This is a genomic window from Halobacillus seohaensis, from assembly GCF_042663045.1.
Taxonomy (GTDB): Bacteria; Bacillota; Bacilli; order Bacillales; family Halobacillaceae; genus Halobacillus_A; species Halobacillus_A seohaensis.
Genome location: NZ_JBHSZV010000004.1, coordinates 420,404 through 441,163, shown reverse-complemented (window position 1 = coordinate 441,163; position 20,760 = coordinate 420,404). Strand labels below are relative to the sequence as shown.

The 20,760-nt window shown below is 37.3% G+C and carries 16 protein-coding genes, 1 other RNA gene and 1 other annotated feature; of the genes, 12 read left to right on the top strand and 5 right to left on the bottom strand.

Annotated features, from left to right (window positions below; genetic code table 11):
- Positions 1-15 precede the first annotated feature (15 nt).
- On the top strand, positions 16-279 hold the full coding sequence (gene yajC / locus ACFQIC_RS02560) for a preprotein translocase subunit YajC (RefSeq protein ID WP_204706975.1): 264 nt from the start codon (positions 16-18) through the stop codon (positions 277-279).
- A 92-nt stretch (positions 280-371) separates the two neighbouring features.
- Here the strand turns inward: yajC and ACFQIC_RS02555 are convergent, their stop codons facing one another.
- Positions 372-749, bottom strand: coding sequence for a TIGR04086 family membrane protein (locus ACFQIC_RS02555; protein WP_204706973.1), 378 nt, complete (start codon positions 747-749; stop codon positions 372-374).
- A gap of 124 nt (positions 750-873) precedes the next feature.
- On the opposite strand from ACFQIC_RS02555, the gene ACFQIC_RS02550 reads away from it, so the two are divergent.
- The gene (locus ACFQIC_RS02550; RefSeq protein ID WP_204706971.1) at positions 874-2,160 is read left to right on the top strand and encodes an ArsB/NhaD family transporter; all 1,287 of its coding nucleotides are present in this window, start codon (positions 874-876) and stop codon (positions 2,158-2,160) included.
- Between the two features lie 316 nt (positions 2,161-2,476).
- Here ACFQIC_RS02550 and spoVB read toward each other — a convergent pair whose 3' ends face one another.
- Positions 2,477-4,015 (bottom strand): stage V sporulation protein B, encoded by a 1,539-nt coding sequence (gene spoVB / locus ACFQIC_RS02545; RefSeq protein ID WP_204706969.1) that lies wholly within the window; start codon positions 4,013-4,015, stop codon positions 2,477-2,479.
- A gap of 124 nt (positions 4,016-4,139) precedes the next feature.
- Here spoVB and ACFQIC_RS02540 point away from each other — a divergent pair, with 124 nt between their 5' ends.
- From ACFQIC_RS02540 to dtd, 7 genes are all read left to right on the top strand, one after another.
- A complete protein-coding gene (locus ACFQIC_RS02540) occupies positions 4,140-4,439 on the top strand; it encodes a post-transcriptional regulator (RefSeq protein ID WP_204706967.1) in 300 nt (99 codons plus the stop codon).
- Positions 4,440-4,567: 128 nt separating this feature from the next.
- Entirely contained in the window at positions 4,568-6,841 is a 2,274-nt protein-coding gene (gene secDF / locus ACFQIC_RS02535; RefSeq protein WP_204706965.1) for a protein translocase subunit SecDF, read from the top strand.
- Between the two features lie 523 nt (positions 6,842-7,364).
- Positions 7,365-7,697, top strand: a complete 333-nt coding sequence (locus ACFQIC_RS02530) for a LapA family protein (RefSeq protein WP_204706963.1) — start codon at positions 7,365-7,367, stop codon at positions 7,695-7,697.
- A 66-nt stretch (positions 7,698-7,763) separates the two neighbouring features.
- Entirely contained in the window at positions 7,764-10,091 is a 2,328-nt protein-coding gene (gene recJ / locus ACFQIC_RS02525) for a single-stranded-DNA-specific exonuclease RecJ (RefSeq protein WP_204706961.1), read from the top strand.
- A complete protein-coding gene (locus ACFQIC_RS02520) occupies positions 10,081-10,593 on the top strand; it encodes an adenine phosphoribosyltransferase (RefSeq protein ID WP_204706959.1) in 513 nt (170 codons plus the stop codon). Before recJ ends, ACFQIC_RS02520 begins: the two co-directional genes overlap by 11 nt.
- Positions 10,594-10,731: 138 nt before the next feature.
- Positions 10,732-12,936: a RelA/SpoT family protein gene (locus ACFQIC_RS02515; RefSeq protein ID WP_204706957.1), complete on the top strand. Its 2,205-nt coding sequence runs from the start codon at positions 10,732-10,734 to the stop codon at positions 12,934-12,936.
- A gap of 14 nt (positions 12,937-12,950) precedes the next feature.
- Positions 12,951-13,394, top strand: a complete 444-nt coding sequence (gene dtd, locus ACFQIC_RS02510; protein ID WP_204706955.1) for a D-aminoacyl-tRNA deacylase — start codon at positions 12,951-12,953, stop codon at positions 13,392-13,394.
- Positions 13,395-13,431: 37 nt separating this feature from the next.
- On the opposite strand, the gene ACFQIC_RS02505 is transcribed toward dtd, so the two are convergent.
- The gene (locus tag ACFQIC_RS02505; protein WP_204706953.1) at positions 13,432-14,910 is read right to left on the bottom strand and encodes an SH3 domain-containing protein; all 1,479 of its coding nucleotides are present in this window, start codon (positions 14,908-14,910) and stop codon (positions 13,432-13,434) included.
- Between the two features lie 173 nt (positions 14,911-15,083).
- Positions 15,084-15,308, top strand: a binding site (T-box leader).
- 74 nt (positions 15,309-15,382) lie between these two features.
- Between ACFQIC_RS02505 and hisS the strand changes: the two genes are divergently transcribed.
- The 3 genes from hisS (at position 15,383) to ssrS (ending at position 18,696) form a co-directional block, all read left to right on the top strand.
- A complete protein-coding gene (gene hisS, locus ACFQIC_RS02500; protein ID WP_204706951.1) occupies positions 15,383-16,660 on the top strand; it encodes a histidine--tRNA ligase in 1,278 nt (425 codons plus the stop codon).
- Positions 16,660-18,429: an aspartate--tRNA ligase gene (gene aspS / locus ACFQIC_RS02495; RefSeq protein ID WP_204706949.1), complete on the top strand. Its 1,770-nt coding sequence runs from the start codon at positions 16,660-16,662 to the stop codon at positions 18,427-18,429. The genes hisS and aspS overlap by 1 nt, the downstream gene beginning before the upstream one ends.
- A gap of 78 nt (positions 18,430-18,507) precedes the next feature.
- Positions 18,508-18,696, top strand: a non-coding RNA gene (ssrS, locus tag ACFQIC_RS02490) — 6S RNA.
- Positions 18,697-18,736: 40 nt separating this feature from the next.
- Here ssrS and ACFQIC_RS02485 read toward each other — a convergent pair.
- Complete coding sequence (locus ACFQIC_RS02485; protein WP_204706947.1) at positions 18,737-19,363, bottom strand: RsfA family transcriptional regulator; 627 nt, start codon at positions 19,361-19,363, stop codon at positions 18,737-18,739.
- Positions 19,364-19,447: 84 nt separating this feature from the next.
- Positions 19,448-20,722 (bottom strand): replication-associated recombination protein A, encoded by a 1,275-nt coding sequence (locus tag ACFQIC_RS02480; protein ID WP_204706945.1) that lies wholly within the window; start codon positions 20,720-20,722, stop codon positions 19,448-19,450.
- Between the last annotated feature and the right edge of the window lie 38 nt (positions 20,723-20,760).

The window sequence follows — 20,760 nt, the reverse complement described above, 5'->3', positions numbered from 1 at the left end:
AAAGGGGGAATATAAATGGAAACGTTAGTAGGCTTATTACCGATTATTCTAATGTTCGTCATTTTCTATTTCTTGTTAATCCGTCCACAGCAAAAGAAACAAAAGAAAGTACAACAAATGCAGACGGAATTGCAAAAAGGAGATAGAATTATAACTATTGGAGGCCTTCATGGAACTATTTTTTCATTGGATGAGGGGACTTTAATCGTTACTGTTCAAGACGGTATACAGATGAAGTTTGATCGTTCATCTGTACGAGAGAAGTTAAATGAGGACTAATGATAGAAGAAGTTAGAATTTCCAAATACTTAACTGTATTACAAAAATCCCGTTTTTAACGGGATTTTTTGTTTTTTGAAGGACATATAAGATCACACTTTTCTCTTTGGCATGTTCACCCCAATCATTCCCCCCAAGGAAGCAGCTAATAATAATCCACCGAAGTAACTTAATTGAGCAATAGAAACCCAGCGATTTTCGAAAATAATTTGAAAAAGTATCATAATTACAATAAATACAAGGCCAGTAAGCATCCCTGTCAACCACCCCTTTTGTTCCCCTTTATTTGCTGCTAACAGTCCCCCAATAGCTAAAATACTTAATCCGGCAACGAGTGAAACTTGATTTAAAGTGTCTGTATCAATAGTGGTAAAACGAAGCAAGCCGGCTAAAACAGCCGAGAAAAGGATCATAAGAATAAATATGGAACCGACCCCATAACCGAGTACTCCTTGTAAAAAGTTTTTCACACTATCCGCCCCCTTATTTAGCTTGTCTTCATTACTATATGCGACCATACAATTAAGATAGAAGTAGATATTTGTGTAACTTTTGAATAGACATAAAGAAAGAGCGTTAAAAAGGGGAAGATCTATGACCACTTTGCTAACCATTATTATTTTTGTCATTAGTTATTGTTTGCTTATGATTGAAAAATGGAATCGAGCTGTCGTTGCCTTAACTGGTGGTGTGCTTCTATTAATATGTAATGTTTACGAATGGGAAGAAGCATTTGGATTTATCGACTGGGATACCATTGCTCTCCTTTTTTCAATGATGGTTTTGGTTTCCATTACAAAGAAGACTGGTATATTCACTTATGTAGCTATACGACTAGCACAGCTAGTTAAAGGCAGACCTGTTCCACTGCTTATTGTAACAGGATGTTTTACAGCAATTGGTTCTGCATTACTTGACAATGTTACGACTGTTCTTTTATTTGTTCCTGTCTTACTGTCGTTAGTAAAACAATTACAATTGCCAGCATTTCCATACTTAATTACTACTATCTTTTCTTCTAATATTGGAGGTGCTGCCACATTAATAGGAGACCCTCCTAACATTATGATTGGACAGGCCGTTGAACACTTTAGTTTTTTATCCTTTTTAAATAATATGGGGCCTGTAGTTTTAATAGTATTTATATTAGTAATGACAATTCTATTGCTCCTTTTTAAAAATAAATTATATTATAATGAGGAACTCGCTACTAAGTTTATGAAAGAGGATGCAAACAAACATCTAAAAAAAGATCAACTCTTGTTTCGTTCTTTATCTGTTTTGTTTTTAACAATTGCTGGTTTTATGTTACACCCGTTTATTCACATGGACATTACGACGATTGCTGTAAGTGGGGCTTTACTTCTACTATTTTTAACTGATAAGTACTTGGATGTGGAACAAGTATTTCAAGAGGTTGAGTGGGTAACTTTATTTTTCTTTATGGGGCTTTTCATGTTAGTTGGCGGCCTTCAAACGGTTGGTCTCATTGATGAATTAGCAAGAGGCATGGTTTGGGTTTCAGATGGTGATCTTCCTTTTACAGCAATGTTAATGTTGTGGAGTTCTGGAATATTATCTGGAATTGTTGATAATATTCCGTTTGTTGCAGCAATGATCCCTGTTGTTCAAGAATTGCAGGGTTATGGGATGATGGACGTTGATCCTATTTGGTGGTCACTCGCCTTAGGTGCGTGTCTTGGGGGGAATGGTACGCTGATTGGCGCTTCTGCAAATGTAGTTGTAGCAGGATTAGCAGCTAGCTACAGGGAACCGATACCTTTTATTAAATTTGCTTTATATGGAATACCTATTCTGTTATTATCCCTAGTCGTCAGTACGGTCTACGTTTTTCTTAGATATTTACTTCCATTTTTATAATAAGGGTGAGAGTAAATGAATAAAAGTAGCTTGTAGTTCAGTTCTGGTGATCAAATATTAAGAAATATATGTAAATGGAGCATAGAATTGCAGAACAATTCAATGCTCCATTTTATTGTCATTTTGGTTTCTCTTAGTCTGCAGTAAATTCCAACCTGATTTTGCAACTGTGAAATAAAACTTTACCAGCTGTGTTCGATCAAGAAATGTATTGTTCGTATTTCGGTAGCAAATTCACATGAAAAAGTAGTTCAGTTAAGGGTACAAGTTGTGTTTTGTACTCCAAAACTGAACTACTTAGCTAAATGCTCCGCTATTATTTTGTGATTATTTTAGTCCATTCTTCCTTAGATAATAATTTAAACTTAAATAGTAATGTAATGTAAATGACCGACAGTAAACAGCCTGTCAGTAAAATTTCCATAATGGAGTTAGATGGAAAGTACGCCTGTTCACGGATCAATAACCCTAGCCATCCTGTGACAAAAAGAATAATAACAAACTTAAGCGTCATGATATAAGGAAATTTAAATTTGATTTCACGAACGAGAACTGATAGATGTAGTAAAGTTACTACAACAACACCTGTGACCATCGCAATAGCAACTCCATTAATGCCAAAATCGGCTCGTGAGCTCAAAAATACTAAAACAATGAACTTAATGATTGCACCTGTTAAGGTATTCCACATGGCTGACTTGGCTAAGTCTAAAGCTTGTAGGCTTGCTTGAAGTGGAGTTTGAATATAAAGCAATAAAAAAAAAGGTGCCATAAATTGTAGTAAAAATCCTCCTTGTTTTGTGCCATATACAATTGCAAGGGTTGCGGCCGGGAAAATGAAGTAAATTACAGTTATGAGACCGCCTGAGGCAAGAGATAAACGAATGGATTGTAAAATACGATAGTGAATCGTGTTGTAGTGATGGTTTGCAGCTGATTCACTTATAGAAGGAACAAGTGAAACCGCCAAAGCATGGGTCAGAAAAGTAGGTAAAAATAATAGAGGGAGGATATATCCAGTTAACCCTCCATACTGTTTTGTAGTTTCTACTACTGTCAAACCAGCAATAGCTAAGCTTTGAGCAACTAGTATGGGCTCGAAAAAATAGGTTAGAGAACCAATGAGACGACTACCTGATGTAGGTAAGGCAATAGTCATGAGTTCTTGAAGCGTCTTTTTCCCACCTTGTATATGGGATTTCCACGTTTTTCGTAATTCAAATGACTTATGAATGGAGAATAGGCGTATCATGTAAGCTAGTGAGGCTAATTCACCAATTATGACAGCAATCATGGCTCCTGCGGCTGCATATTGAACACCGTATGGATAAAAAAGTTTGGTTAGGAAAGCGACGATAATGATACGGACTACTTGTTCGATCACTTGAGAGATGGCCTGGGGTTTCATATTTTGTCGTCCTTGAAAATAACCTCGGATAACAGCGGAAATGGCAACAATAGGAATAATGGGTGTTACAGCCAATAATGGAACTAAAGCTCGCTCATCAGTTAAGAAATAGTGAGCAACAATTGGCGCTGATAAAAATAGACCGATAGTGAAAACTATGCTTAGGCATCCTGTAATTAAAAGAGAAATAATAAGAATTCTCTTAATTTGTTTTTCGTCACCGATTGCCTCGGCTTCAGAAACGCGTTTTGAAATTGCTATGGGGAGGCCGAATTGAGTTATTGTCGTAGCTAGAATTAGAGTGGGAAGAGCCATCATATATAGTCCTACACCTTCCTCACCCATTACTCGAGCTACTACAATGCGGTTAATAAAACCTAACAAGCGTGTGATTAGTCCTGCAATAACTAAGATAAGAGCTCCACGTAAAAAGGTTTGTTTTGCCATTGTAGGAATCCGCCTTCTCAAAGAAATAAAATTCAGATACAATGAAGTATATGCGTTGAAGTGGACAAGGCATGACAAAAGGATTTAGCTATTCCTAGTTATAAAAAATAAAGGAGTGCTAGCAATGGAAGATAGAAAACCAGTCAGCCAATGGAGAAAGACTGTAGAACTTGTTCTTAATAGTAAAAAGGAAGAGTTCAAATTATTAGGGTATAATAAAGCCACGACTGAAGATGTGTGGCAATGTCTACATAAGAAAGTATGGAAAAATGATCCACCGAAAAGGCTCTATGAGATAGTACAAGATATTTTCCACTTGAGTAATAATTTATTTGTAAGCTATATTACTGTAGAGGCTTATCGAAACGATGACTTGATGGCATCTATTGAAGCATTAGAAAATAGTTCGTCACAAAAACAATAAAACTTTTGTATTGTTAAATATGAAATTAATAGTAGAATTGATAGGGGAATAATTGAGGGAAGAAGTATATTTTTCTTTTCTACATAGCCTGAAGGGTCGATAGAGGTTAAAAGGAGGTAAATATTGTTATGGTGAAAAGAGGGCGTATAGTTGCCTTTTTTCTAGCCGTTATATTAATAGCAGCTACGATTGGCACAAATTTAACAGGTGTTACGAAAGATATTAACTTAGGATTAGATTTACAAGGTGGATTTGAGATCCTCTATAATGTTGAACCTTTAAATGAGGACCAAGAGCTTAATGAGCAAGTATTAGAGGCGACAGTTCAATCACTGAATGAACGTGTGAACGCGTTAGGAATTAGTGAGACTAACATCTCAATCGAAGAAGAACGTATACGAGTTCAATTAGCTGGTGTAGAGGATCAACAGCAAGCAAGAGACCTGTTGTCTACAACTGCTGAGTTATCTTTTAGGGACGTTGAGGGTAATGAGTATATGAATGGTTCTGATTTAGTTGAGGGAAGTGCTCAACAATCTTATGACCAAAATAATACGCCTGTTGTGTCTCTTGACGTAAAAAGTGCGTCTAAATTTTATGATGTATCAGAAGAAATTGATAGCAAAGAGGAAGACCTTAGCACACCATACCCTGATGATTTAATGGTGATTTGGTTAGATTATAATGAGGATACTTCTTTTGCTGAAGAATATGGTAAGGAGGACCCGAAATACATATCAGCCCCAGGATTCAGTGATGGGCCGATTCGGAGTAACTCTGTACAAATTTCCGGTGACTTTACTGTAGAATCTGCTCAACAACTTGCTGATGTTCTGAATGCAGGTTCCTTGCCAGTAAACTTAGAGGAAACTTATTCTACTTCAGTAGGAGCGCAGTTTGGCGAACAAGCGATGAATAAGACCATCTATGCGGGAATGATTGGTATAGCTTTAATTTTCATATACATGATGGTTTACTATCGCTTCCCTGGAATTATTTCTGTCGTTACATTGTCAGCTTATATCTTCTTGATTTTAGTTGTGTTTGAACTTCTGCAAGGTGTGCTTACACTACCGGGTATTGCTGCTTTGATCCTCGGTGTCGGTATGGCTGTTGATGCGAATATTATTACTTACGAAAGAATAAAAGAAGAATTGAAGTCAGGGAAATCCGTTTTATCAGCCTTTAAATCAGGTAATAGACGGTCCCTTGCGACAATATTAGATGCAAACATTACTACTTTGATTGCTGCAACAGTCTTATTCATCTTTGGGACAAGCTCTGTTAAAGGGTTTGCGACAATGTTAATAGTCAGTATTCTTGTTAGTTTCATCACAGCAGTTTATGGTACTCGACTTCTCCTAGGCTGGTGGGTGAAGAGTCGATTCTTGAATAAGCGTCCTGGTTGGTTTGGTGTCAAAAAAGACCAAATACATTCCTTAGAAGAAGGAGAAGTTGTTGAACCTAAATTTCTGAATCGAAAATTCGATTTCATTAAGTATCGTAAAAGGTTCTTTGCCCTATCACTCATTTTATTAACTGTTGGAGCCATCATATTAGGCGTCTTCAAGTTAAATTTGGGTATAGACTTTACAAATGGTTCTCGTGTGGAGGTCTTATCTGAAGAAAGTATTTCTACCGATGAAGTAGAGAAAGCTTTTGAAAATGAATTGAATGTGGCCCCAAAACAAATCGTTTTATCTGGAGATAATAATGAAATTGCTGTTGCTAGATTTGAATCTGAACTTTCAAAAAATAAAATTGCTGAAATTCAGGATTATTTCTCAAATGAATACGGAAGTAACCCAAATGTAAGCACCGTTTCTCCGGTAGTAGCTCAAGAGCTTGCTAAAAATGCAGCATTAGCTGTGTTATATGCGTCAATTGGAATTATTATCTATGTGACTTTTAGATTTGAATTCTATTTTGCTCTTACGGCTATTTTAGCCTTATTACACGATGCATTCTTTATCATTGCCCTGTTTAGTATTACAAGATTGGAATTTGATATTACAATCATTGCTGCTATTCTTACGATCGTTGGTTATTCGGTCAATGATACAATCGTTACGTTTGACCGCATCCGTGAAAATCTTAAATTTCATAAGAATGTTAAGTCATTTAAAGAGCTTGCCAAAGTAGTTAATGATAGTCTGCTACAAACAATGGCACGAAGCTTAAATACAGTTATTACAGTTGTGTTTGCGGCTGCTATGCTGTTTGTTTTCGGAGCATCATCGATTACAAACTTTGCTTTCGCACTTGTTATTGGATTAATTGCAGGAACCTACTCTTCTTTATTTATTGCTGCCCAACTATGGCTAGTATGGCGTGGTAAGAATATTAAGAATAACCCTATAGATTTTTCTAAAAAGAATAATACAGGTGGACCACAAGTATAATAAAAAGAGTGGTTATAGTAGTTCCGATACTGTGGAGAAAATGTAACAAAACATTGAAATACCACTAAAATAGCAGGACAATTAACAATAAAACAGCACACAAAAACGCTTGAGATAACCCAAGCGTTTTTGTTTTTTATCAGATGGTCTTGTTAAACTGAAACACCCAGTTGTTTGAATAAACAGATGGTCCGTTTGTTTTTTGGAGTTCGGTATGGCAGAGAAACAACTCGCTTTCCACTCTGAATCTGAGGTATAAACAAAGTTATATGAAAGGTTCTGATCGTTTTCTGTGTCCTACCTGTTACCTCTCCTTTTCCGTATACCGATGACGGAATTGTTGATATTTAGGTGAATTACTTGAGACCTAATCATTATTCAATTTGGTCTGCTAATTATATGTTATTTCGTGTCGCTCCACCAAAACGGAACTACTTAATAAAAAACAGCCTTTTTAGATTATGAAAAGTATCAAAAGGGTATAAATAAAATGACTGTGGAAATAAGTTAGGAGGTTAGTTTTATGAAAGGACAATCTTATATTATACTTGCACTTATATTTGCTTTATTAGTTGCTGTGTTTGCAGTAATTAATGTAGGGGATGTCCAAGTTAATTATCTGTTTGGAACAGGAGAAGCCCCGCTAATTTTAGTAATCATTGTTTCAGTTTTGATGGGGGGACTTATTACTGCTTCTGTTGGTGCTGTACGTTACTATCAACTGAAGCGGGAGAATAGGGGACTCCATCATAAAATAAATAATGGATCATCCCCAAATAAACAAACGGAAGAAAAGAAAAATGAAGAAGCTATAAAGAGTAGTGGTTCAACATCTGAAGATGAAGAAGAGAAGTGAAATTAAATAAACGAATTTGCCACCCCTGACAGCCTCTTGTATAATGAGTAAGTCAGGGGTGAGCGTATGTTACCAAGTAAAACAAAATGGAACTTTACATATAAACAGAATGAGCATGATCAAGAAGCTCCTTTGGTGAAAGGAGTTTCCCAGTTAACTGGACAATTGTTGGAGAAGCGGAATATAAAGAATCCTGAAGATGTGGAAAATTTTTTAAACCCATCTCACAATCATTTACATGATCCTTTTTTAATGGAAGGAATGGCACTAGCAACTTCCCGGGTGAAGTTGGCTATCGAACAAAATGAAAAGATTCTGGTGTATGGAGATTATGATGCAGATGGAGTTAGTTCCACGACTGTGATGATTGAAGCTTTAAGAGAAGCTGGTGCAACTTGTGAATTCTACATCCCAAACAGGTTCACGGAAGGGTATGGACCTAACGAGGCAGCCTTTAGGGAAGCTGCTGCTTCGGGATACAGCTTGATCATAACAGTAGATAATGGTATTGCGGCTGTACACGAAGCTGAAGTTGCCAAAGAAGTAGGTATTGACTTAATAATTACGGATCACCATGAAGTACAAAACGAATTACCAGACGCCTATGTCATTATTCATCCAAAGACTTCCCCGGATTACCCTTTCAATGAATTAGCTGGAGTGGGGGTAGCATTTAAATTTGCACAAGCTTTATTAAATCGATTGCCCGAACATTTATTAGATATGGTCGCGTTAGGAACTATTGCAGACCTTGTCCCTTTAACCAATGAAAATCGAGCGCTTGTTCATTTAGGATTAAAGGCATTGTCCCAATCTAAGAGGATAGGATTAAATGCATTAAAGGAAATATGTAGTATTGAAGGTGCCATTGATGAGGAAATGGTCGGGTTTAGCATCGGACCTAGAGTGAATGCTGTTGGACGCCTTCAGGATGCATCCCCTGCAGTAGACTTGTTTTTAACTCAGGACCCTGAAGATGCTACACAGTTAGCTGGCTTTATTAATCAAGTGAACCAGGAACGTCAAAAAATAGTATCTCAAATTGCTAAAGAAGCTGAAGAGATTCTGTTGAGCGGAGAACAACCTTTAGGAGAGGTAATAGTCGTAGCTAAGGAAGGATGGAATCCAGGTGTTCTAGGTATTGTTGCTTCTAAACTTGTTCGCCAATTTGACCGACCAGCTATAGTCCTTGCTATTGATCCAGAAAAGGAGCAGGCTAAAGGCTCAGCAAGAAGTATCGTGGCTTTTGACTTATTTTCAAACTGTATGGAAATTAGAGATCACTTTCTTCATTTTGGGGGTCATTCTCAAGCAGCTGGAATGACATTAGATGTAGAAGGAATTGATCATTTACGTTCAAGTTTATGTTTACTGGCTCAGCAAAAACTAACAGACGATGATTACCAGCAGATACTTGACATAGAAATGTCTGTCAATATAGAAGATATTTCACTGCAACAAATCGATGAGATTAATAAATTGCGTCCATTTGGTATGGGGAACCCTAAGCCGCTTTTCCACATAAAAGAGACTCCTAAAGAGGTTCGACTGATTGGAAGTCAACAAAACCACTTGAAGATGCTTTTTAATAGAGATAAAAGTAAACTAGACGGGATTGCTTTTGGCATGGGGGATTTGTATCATCAAATTGCTCCATCATCAGAGCTTGATGTTGTGGGTGAATTGAGTATCAATGAATGGAATGGTAGAAAAAGCGTTCAAATCATGATTAAGGATATGCAAGTCCAAAAGTGGCAACTATTCGACCTGAGAGGGTCAAAGCACCTTGAGAAAAAATTGGATTTTCCTCACGGGGAACAAACAATCGCTATTAGCTTTAACGGAGAGAATCGATCTCCTCATGATATTCCAATTATTCCTGTGTCAGAACTGGACAGTCTAAATCCAAAAGATGTACAAAGAATCGTCCTGTTAGATATGCCAAAGCAGTTATCACAGCTGTCTGAGGTCATTCAAAAGCTTGTCCCTAACAACATTTATGCATGCTACCAAGTGGAAAATAGTGCGTATTTCACATCATTACCAACTAGAGATCATTTTAAATGGTTTTATGGTATGCTAATTAGGCGTAAATCATTTCATTTAGTAAAAGATCGGGAGAAACTAGCCGAGCGTAAGGGCTGGAATGTATCTATGATTGATTTTATTTCCCAGGTGTTTTTTGAACTTGGTTTTGTTAAAATGGAAGATGGTTTAATTACGATCGAATCATCACCATCCCAAAAAGAATTAACTGAATCATTACTCTACCAAGAGAGAAGAGAGCAGTTATATGTAGAACAAACCCTTTATTATTCTTCTTATAAGGAGTTAAAAGGGTGGCTCGATGAGCAGAGAGAGACCGTCAAGGAGGAAGTATTAAATGGATTATAAAGAGCACATTGCTATTGTAAATGATTGGCCTAAAAAAGGAGTGCAATTTAAAGATATCACACCGTTGATGGATAACGGTAAAGCTTTTAAGTCAGCTGTTGATGAAATTGTTGATTATTCCAAGGATAAAGAAATCGATATTATTGTAGGACCAGAAGCTAGAGGGTTTATCGTAGGCTGTCCGGTTTCTTACGCTCTAGAAATTGGATTCGCTCCGGTAAGAAAAGAAGGAAAGCTTCCTAGGGAAACAATCAATGTTGATTATGGACTTGAATATGGTAAAGATGTTCTAACAATTCATAAGGATGCCATAAAGCCAGGTCAACGTGTATTAATCGTAGATGATTTGCTTGCAACAGGGGGAACTATTGAAGCAACTATTAACCTTGTTGAGCAATTAGGCGGAGTTGTGGCTGGTTGTGCATTCTTTATTGAACTGACATACTTAGATGGCCGTGACAAACTAGTAGGATATGACGTGAAAACGCTAATGGAATATTAAGATTGAAGAGTGTCCTGTCATAGGGCGCTCTTTGTTTAAATCTAATAGACGCTTTTCCTTTACTTTTGAACGACTTTTTTTGATAATAGAAAGTAAACCATTAAAATATCGGAAGCTTAGAGAAATCAGGGTGATTGAATGGCAAAAGATAAAATTTTAACGGCCGAAGAAGTTATTGAACTAGCTGGTCAATATATGAACGATGAAGATCTTGGGTTTATACGCAGGGCTTCTGAGTTCGCCAATTTGGCTCATAGTGAACAATACCGTAAGTCTGGGGAGCCTTATATTATCCATCCCATTCAAGTTGCTGGTATTCTTGTCAATTTGGAAATGGACCCCGAAACGATAGCTGGCGGTTTTCTTCATGATGTCGTTGAAGATACGGATTATACATTAAAAGATATTCATAAAGAATTTGGTGAAGAAGTTTCCATGCTGGTCGATGGCGTGACCAAATTAGGGAAAATAAAATATAAATCAAAAGAAGCACAACAAGCAGAGAATCACCGAAAAATGTTCGTTGCAATGGCAAAGGATATGCGTGTAATTTTAATTAAACTTTCTGATCGTTTACACAATATGAGAACTCTTAAACATTTGCCTTCAGAAAAACAACGTAGAATTTCAAATGAAACATTGGAAATTTTTGCTCCTCTTGCTCATCGGCTTGGAATTTCCACGATTAAGTGGGAGTTAGAAGATACAGCTTTAAGGTATTTAAATCCTCAACAGTATTATCGTATTGTCCATTTAATGAAGCAAAAGCGTAACGAACGAGAGTACTATATTGATGATGTTATGAATGAAATCACGAACCAATTGGAAGATGTAAATATTGAAGCTGATTTAAACGGACGCCCGAAACATTTATATAGTATTTATCGTAAAATGGTATTACAAAACAAACAATTTAATGAAATTTATGATTTATTGGCTGTGAGAATTTTAGTCGATAGTATTAAAGATTGTTATGCGGTACTAGGCATTATTCATACGTGTTGGAAGCCTATGCCGGGTCGTTTCAAAGATTATATCGCTATGCCCAAGCCCAACCTTTATCAGTCCTTGCATACTACGGTTATCGGTCCAAAGGGAGATCCTTTGGAAGTGCAAATCCGAACACACGAAATGCACGAAATTGCTGAGTACGGAATAGCAGCACATTGGGCTTATAAGGAAGGTAATCAAGAGTCACCAAACCATTCTTTTGAAGAAAAGCTTACATGGTTTAGGGAGATTTTAGATTCACAAAGCGACACTCATGATGCCGAAGAGTTTATGGAGTCTTTAAAAGTAGACTTATTTTCGGATATGGTATATGTATTTACACCGAAGGGCGAAGTTGTTGAGCTTCCTTCAGGGTCTGTTCCAATTGATTTTGCTTATCGTATTCATACAGAAGTAGGTAATCAAACGATAGGTGCAAAAGTTAATGGGAAGATGGAACCTCTTGACTATAAGCTAAATACAGGTGACATTGTAGAAATGATGACTTCAAAGCATTCCTATGGTCCTTCGAAAGATTGGATCAAACTTGCGCAAACCTCTCAAGCAAAAAATAAAATAAAGCAATTTTTTAAGAAGCAATTAAAAGAAGAGAACATTGTAAAAGGTCGCGAGTTAGTGGAACGTGAAATTCGCAATATAGGTTTACAGCCTAAGGAAGTCTTTACAACTGATAATCTAAATAGAGTATCAGAGAAGTTTAATTTTACGAATGAAGACGATATGTTTGCAGCAATAGGTTATCAAGGAATTACAGCTTCACAAATCGCAACAAGATTAACGGATAAGCTTCGAAAGAAAATTGAAAAAGAACAAGACTTAGAACAAACGTTAGCAGACGTTACAACAACTGAGATCAAGACATCTTCATCTAAAGGAAAGAAAGATTCAGGTGTAAGAGTTGAAGGAGTAGATAACCTACTTGTCCGACTTTCGAAGTGTTGCAATCCTGTTCCAGGTGATAACATTATTGGCTATATTACAAAAGGACGTGGCGTTTCTGTTCACCGTACAGACTGTCCCAATGTCCAAACGGAAGAGGCGCAAACTCGTTTATTACCAGTATATTGGGAAAAAGGTCCAAGTGATACCAAACAGTATCATGTTGATTTAGAAATATGGGGTTATGATCGTCGGGGCTTATTAAATGAAGTGTTACAGTCCGTAAATGAAACAAAAACAAATATTACGGCAGTCTCTGGTAAATCTGATCGAAATAAAATGGCTACGATTAATATTACAATTTTAATTCAAAATACAGATCATTTACGTAAAATCGTTGAACGCATCAAGCAAATTCACGATGTTTATACAGTGCGGAGAGTTATGCAATAAACGGGGGAATAAAAATGAGAGCAGTTATTCAACGTAGCGGACAAGCTTCTGTTAGTGTGAAAGGGAACATGGTAGGTCAAATAGATCATGGTCTTGTCATTCTACTAGGTGTAACTCATGATGATACAGAAGAAGATGCTCGTTATATGGCGAGAAAGATTCCCCACTTGAGAGTGTTTGAAGATGACCAGGGTAAAATGAACAACTCATTAATTGATGTTCAAGGGAAAATGCTTTCGGTTTCACAATTTACGCTGTATGGCGATAGCCGAAAAGGAAGAAGACCTAATTTTATGAAAGCTGCTAAACCTGAGTTAGCTAATCAATTATATGATTGTTTTAATAATTTAGTTATAAAAGAAGGCGTTCAAGTGGAAACAGGCGTGTTTGGTGAAATGATGGACGTCCAACTAACGAATGATGGACCTGTAACTCTAATATTAGATAGTAAAGAATAAAACAAGCAAAGGACTTTTGAAGTCCCTTGCTTGTTTTTTATTTAAAATATTGTACTAATCCGTTTGTAATGCCGTGGCTAACCTTTTTTTGGTAACTAGCTTCTTTAACAATTTTTTCTTCATTCAAATTAGATATAAAACCTAATTCGATTAAAACAGATGGTTTATTATTGTTTCTAATGACATGAAAATTTCCTTTTTTAATTCCTCTATCACGTTGGCCTGTTGCTTGTGTAGCTGCCGACTGAATGTTCGAAGCAAGACTCCTTGTATTAGAACTATGAAAATATGTGTTCATCCCTGATGCCTTAATAGATGGGGGAGAACTGTTGTAGTGCAGACTAATAAAAACGTCACCCTTAGAAGAATTAGAAAGAGACGTTCTAGCAGAAAGAGATAGATATGAATCGTTTGATCGGGTCATGACAACATTAGCACCATTTTTTTCTAGTGTGGATTTTAGTTTTTGAGCAGTTTGCAGAGTGAGAGTTTTCTCATATGTTCCGCTACGTCCAATAGCACCAGGATCGAACCCTCCATGACCAGCGTCGACAACGATCGTTTTTCCTTTAAAGCTTCCAGAAGAGACGGGTGTTGGAGTGTGTTTTGAACTTTTTCCTTCTTCAACAATCCACCCCGCTACATAGGCTGTTTTACTATTGTAGGAAATCTCATACCATTCCCCTTTCTTACTAATTACATTAAATTGGTCGCCTTTATTCGCACGACCTAAAACTTTATGATTAGTAGAGGGGCCGCTTCTCAAATTCGTAGCATTGTACTGAAGTACAATTTCTGACTGAGAACTAGGTTTTGAAACAGATGAATTTTCTTTGGAAACAAGCCAGCCTGCAACCCATCCCGTTTTACTACTATTTAACTTAATCTTATACCAACCTTGCTTCTTCTCTAGGTATTCAAAGCTACTACCTTGTCTCAATTGTTTAAGTATCGAACTGTTTGTTGTAGCTTTACTTCTAACATTTAAAATAAGTGTGGCGACTTTTACTTTTCCTAGTGATTTTTGAGAGTCTGATGTATCGTTACTATCTTTTTTGGGGTCCTCTGTGACATATGTACTCAAGTAATCTTTGTGTACCCATCCAGAAGCTTTAGGGCGCTCTATTTTTACCCAATCACCTTTCTGGTCCACCTTGGTCACTTTCTCACTTTTCATGAGGTAACCCTGTACAGTTCCGTTCAACCCTGCTTTTGAACGTATACGTAGGTAATCAACTTTTGATACGAGTGACTCTTTTTGCTTAATTTTGACTAGCCAATTGGCTACCCAGCCTGTTTTATTATTCCATTTAATTTTCACCCAGTCGCCCTTTTGGTCAATAACTGGGTATGTTTCATTATTATGGACTTTGCCCACAATAGAATCAGAGAGGCTAGGCCCGGCCCTCACATGTAAATTATCGACCTGCACAGATGCTGAATCGGCATGAGCGGTAGCTGGAATGATCCAAATTAAGCCGGCTAAAATAAATAATAATGACAACCATCCTTTCATAGGAATGTATACACCTCCATTCGTTATTACTTTAATATTAATTCGACATAATTTTATCAAAACCTTCTAATATCAGCAAAAAGTTCTTAAAGTTAAAGAGTAATTCTATCTTATTAACTTGACACAAACATAGATGAAGAATTATGATAGTATCTATATTCTAAATGATTCGATTAAAACCATTGAGGGAAAAAGTAATTTGGTTGTTTTGTAAACAGAGAGGAAATGCCGTTTGGTTGGAAGCATTTCTTTACGAAGATCAAATGAAAGACATTTCTGAGGTGTCATGCTGAAACATTCGAAGTAAGTGTGAACGTATTGACAGGCGTTAACTGTTCATGAGCGGAGGCAAAGTCCTCAACTAGGGTGGCAACGCGGGAAAAACTCCCGTCCCTTTCTAATTAAATTTAGAAAGGGACGGGAGTTTTTTTGTCAATTATTATTTAAGGATTTTTTTAAGGAGGAAAAGACTATGAGAGCACCTAGAGGGACTCAAGATATATTACCAGGTACATCAGAGAAATGGCAGTATGTAGAACAACAGTTAACTGAAATTTGTCGACGTTATAATTATAAAGAAATTCGGACACCAATTTTTGAACATACAGAACTGTTTCAGCGAGGAGTAGGGGATAGTACTGATATTGTTCAAAAAGAAATGTATACATTTGAAGATAGAGGAGGGCGAAGTGTTACCCTTCGTCCAGAAGGAACGGCCTCTACCGTTCGTTCTTTTGTTCAAAACAAACTCTTTGGTCTACCTAATCAACCAACAAAACTTTTTTATATTGGACCTATGTTTCGTTATGAACGACCACAGCAAGGAAGGTTGAGACAGTTCGTACAATTTGGTATTGAGGCACTAGGAAGCAATGATCCTGCGGTTGATGCTGAGGTCATGGCTCTTGCTATCAATTCCTACCAAGAGCTAGGACTTCGGTCGTTATCACTCGTTTTGAATAGTTTGGGTGATCAGGAAAGTAGAGAAGCCCACAAAAATGCACTAGTAAAACACTTTAGTCCTCATCGGGAGGAGTTATGCTCAGATTGTCAAGTGCGCTTGGATCAAAATCCACTGAGAGTGTTGGATTGTAAAAAAGATAAAGATCATCCGTCTATGGAAACAGCGCCAGCCATTTTAGACTATCTAAATGAAAAATCACAATCTTACTTTGAAAAGGTAAAAGGACATTTAGATAGAATGGGGATCGATTATGTGATTGATGCTAATTTGGTTCGTGGTCTTGATTATTACAATCACACAGCATTTGAAATTATGAGTAAGGCAGAAGGTTTTGGGGCCATTACTACACTAAGTGGTGGAGGACGTTATAACGGTCTGGTCGAGGATGTTGGTGGTCCTGAAACTTCAGGTATTGGTTTTGCTATGAGTATTGAACGCTTATTAATGGCTTTAGAGGCAGAAGGAGTTGAACTTCCTCTAGAATCTGCCCTTGATTGTTACGTTGTTGCTCTAGGAGATAAAGCTGAAGATGAATCTGTTCGGTTGACATATCAGCTTCGTAAGGCAGGTGTACAGGTAGAAAAAGATTATCTGCAGCGAAAACCCAAAGGTCAGTTTAAATCAGCTGATCGAATGAATGCTAAATATGTAGTTGTTTTAGGTGATAGGGAAATGGAAAACAATGCAGTATCTATAAAAGATATGACAACTGGGGACCAAAAAGAATTACCACTGGAAGAAGTAATTAACTATTTGCAAGAGAGATTGGCAGGAGGGAAACAATAATGGAACGAATATATTGTGCTTCACTAAAAACAACGGATGAAAATGCTAGTGTATCTTTAAAAGGATGGGTACAAAAACGTCGCGACCTTGGTGGATTAATTTTTATTGATTTAAGAGATCGTTCTGGACTAGTGCAAGTTGTATTTAGCCCAGAAGATTCAGAGGAAGCTTTACAAATTGCTGAGAACGTGCGAAGTGAATATGTCATTGAAGTAGAAGGGAATGTCGTGCTTCGTGATAAGAATACAGTTAATCCAAATATACCTACTGGAGAAATAGAAGTTCTTGCTACACAGGTTAACGTATTAAATAAATCCAAAACACCTCCATTTATGATTGAGGATCATTCCGAAGTGTCTGAAGACATTCGGTTGAAATACCGATATCTAGACTTAAGACGAAAAGAAATGCAAGAAACATTCAAACTTCGTCATGATGCAACTCAATCCATTCGTAATTTCTTAAATGATGAAGGTTACTTGGAGATGGAAACTCCTATGCTGACGAAAAGTACGCCGGAGGGAGCGCGAGACTATTTGGTACCAAGCCGTGTTCATGAAGGAGAGTTTTATGCCCTTCCTCAATCTCCACAATTATTTAAGCAAATGTTAATGATGTCCGGGTTTGAGAAGTATTATCAAATTGCTCGTTGCTTCAGAGATGAAGATCTCCGAGCCGATCGACAACCGGAATTTACACAAGTAGATATTGAGACTTCTTTTATGTCAAAGGAAGATATTATGGCTATGACTGAAAGAATGATGGCAAAAGTTATGAAAGAAGTTAAAGGTGTTGAGGTTGTTACACCGTTTAAACAAATGCCTTACCAAGAAGCTATGGAGCGTTTTGGTTCTGATAAACCAGATACTCGTTTTAGTTTAGAGCTTACAACTCTTTCTGAGATTGTTAAAGATTGTGGTTTTAAAGTATTTAGCGATGCGGTGGCTTCAGGTGGTAAAGTAAGTGGTCTGAATGTGAAAGGTGGGGCAAATTCCTTTTCCAGAAAAGACATTGATCAGTTAACAGAGGACGTCAAAGTTTACGGGGCTAAGGGCCTGGCTTGGTTAAAAGTAAAAGACGGAGAATTTAACGGACCTATTGCGAAATTTTTCTCTGAAGAAGAAACAAAACAGTTAACTCAAGCGATGAGTGCCGAAGAAGAAGACTTGTTATTGTTTGTCGCGGATAAGAAATCTGTCGTTTATGATAGTTTAGGTGCTCTTCGATTGAAACTAGGTAAGTCACTTGGATTAATCGATGAAACTAAATTTAATTTCTTATGGATTACAGATTGGCCACTCTTTGAATATGACGAGGATCAGGGAAGGTACTTTGCTGCACACCATCCTTTCACAATGCCCGCGGAGGGAGATATGAACCAATTGTCTAATGATCCAGAAGCTGCTAAAGCAGAAGCATATGACATTGTCTTAAATGGATATGAATTAGGTGGCGGGTCGTTGCGTATATATAAAAAAGAGATGCAGGATCGTATGTTTGAAGTGTTAGGATTTACTAAAGAAGAAGCCGACGAGCAGTTTGGATTCTTGTTAGAGGCTTTAGAGTATGGAACTCCTCCACATGGTGGTATTGCTTTAGGGTTTGATCGCTTCATAATGCTGCTAGCTGGTCGAACCAACCTTCGCGATACTATCTTGTTTCCAAAGACTGCATCGGCACAAGATCCGTTAACAGAGGCCCCTGGAACTGTTAGTGCTGTTCAATTGGATGAGTTGCATCTTCAATTGAAGAATCAAAAACAGGACTGAAGCCGGATAATTCTTATTTATTTCAATGCTTGATAAGATTAAAATTTTGTGCTATTATTTGATTACAATATAAATAAATCAATCCTGATGTGTACGTTGTTCGAATGTACGTTTTGACCGAACAATATTGAGACGGGAGCCTGTCGTCTTTACATGGAATGCAAGCCTTTTATTTACATGAAAAGGACTCAAGAAGTGTGAAGCAAGGCACCCACCTGCCTGGAGCGGGTTCAAAACTCATGATCCAACGGCACAATTGGGATTGGTTTTTTATTAGAAAAAAGCGAGCATTGTATGCTCGCTTTTTTTATTTAGCTAAATGTTCTAAATTTACACTTTTATCCATTTGGGAGATCGTTTTGTTCAAATAATCTTGATCATCAAACATTGTCATTTTTCTAGCGCGATCCATAATGGTTATAAAAGCTTGATAATCTTCTTTTAGTGAATTAAGTTGAGAATGAAGGTGCTGATTAGCTTTCAGTAAATCATTCTTTTCTCCTTCGAGTTGTTCAATCTGATGATTCAAGGACGTTTGACTATGATTTTCTTTTTGTAAAGTTGTCAAATAAGCAATGACTTCAGGTAAATTTATAGTAGTAGACTCAAGATTTTCAACTGTATTTGTTTCGTTAGCCGATGGAATGAAAGTTTCTTCATCTTCTTGGGTAACCATTACTGGTTGATTAAATGTCGCTTCATTTCGCTTCTTCTCTTTACGTTGTTTCTTAGCTAGATCCACGGCTTGTTCATATTTTTGTCTAATCTCTGCATTCCAACGAAATCCACAAGCTGCGGACGTGCGATTTAGCACATCACCTACTTCATCAAAGGCTTTTAATTGAGTGCCACCTTCTCTAATGTGGCGGAGTACAGTTTCTGCTAGTAGTAAATCATCTTCATGAGACCAAGCATCTTGTCTTACCTTTGGCATAATAACCCTCCTGTTGAACTATTAGAACAATAGTTTGTCAGATTTGCTACTAGTGTTACCAAAGTAAACAAGGAATATACTTGATTAAGATTTTTGTTGGTTTATTTTATCATAAACTTGTTTAAGAGCCTGTTCGAACTTACCGGTAGATTTAGGTTCATAATATGATTTCTTTTTTAATATGTCAGGTAGATATTGTTGATCTACCCAAGCATTTGGATAGTTGTGCGGATATTTATAGTCGATACCACGCCCTAAATTAGTTGCCCCTTTGTAGTGAGAATCTTTTAAATGAACAGGGACGTCACCACTCTTTCCATTTCTTATATCTGACAATGCAGCGTCCAGAGCTTTGTAAGAACTGTTGGATTTAGGAGATAAGGCTAGTTCTGTTACAGATGTAGCCAAAGGGATCCTGGCTTCAGGAAAGCCTAGGCGTTCAGCCGCTTCGACTGCGGCTAATGCCCTCGGACCTGCCTGTGGATTAGCGAGTCCAATATCTTCATAGGCAATCACCACTAAACGTCGACTAATGCTATCTAAGTCTCCAGCTTCGATTAACCGAGCTAGATAATGTAAAGCCCCATTTACGTCACTCCCCCGAATTGATTTCTGAAAGGCAGAAAGCACATCGTAATGGGCGTCTCCATCTTTGTCGTGAGAAAAACTCTTTTTTTGCATACAGTCTTCAGCTATGGATAGATCTATATAAACAAATCCTTCTTTATTTTCTGGAGTTGAGAAAGCTGCCAATTCTAAACCATTAAGTGCTGCGCGCATATCACCGTTAGCGCTACCAGCGAAATGTTGTAAGGCCTCGTCCGTAATTTCTACTGATAGATGAGCTAATCCTTCTTCTTTATTGGTAATCGCGCGGTTAATTGCTTCTTTTATATCTTCGTCATCCAAACGATAAAGTTCAAACAAGTGACACCGACTTCGAATAGCAGGGTTGATGGAATGGTAGGGATTACTGGTTGTGCATCCAATAAGAGTGAGTCGGTTACTCTCTAAATGTGGTAATAAAAAATCTTGCTTGGCTTTATCAAGACGATGGACCTCATCCAATATTAGAACCATTTGGCCGTGCATTTTGGCTTCTTCGACAACAATTTCCATATCTTTCTTTTTATCTATTACAGCATTTAGCATTTTAAAAGGTAGGTTAAGACTTTTGGCCAGGGCAGAAGCCATGGAAGTTTTGCCTGTACCTGGTGGTCCAAAAAGGATCATGGAGGCAAGTCTTTCAGCCGCAACCATTCGATTTAATGTTTTACCTTCGTTAACTAAATGTTTTTGTCCGATAATGTCGTTAATTGTAGAGGGTCTCATACGGTAGGCTAAGGGTTGTACACTCATTGGCGAAAGTTCTCCTTTACGATAGTAATAATTTTAAG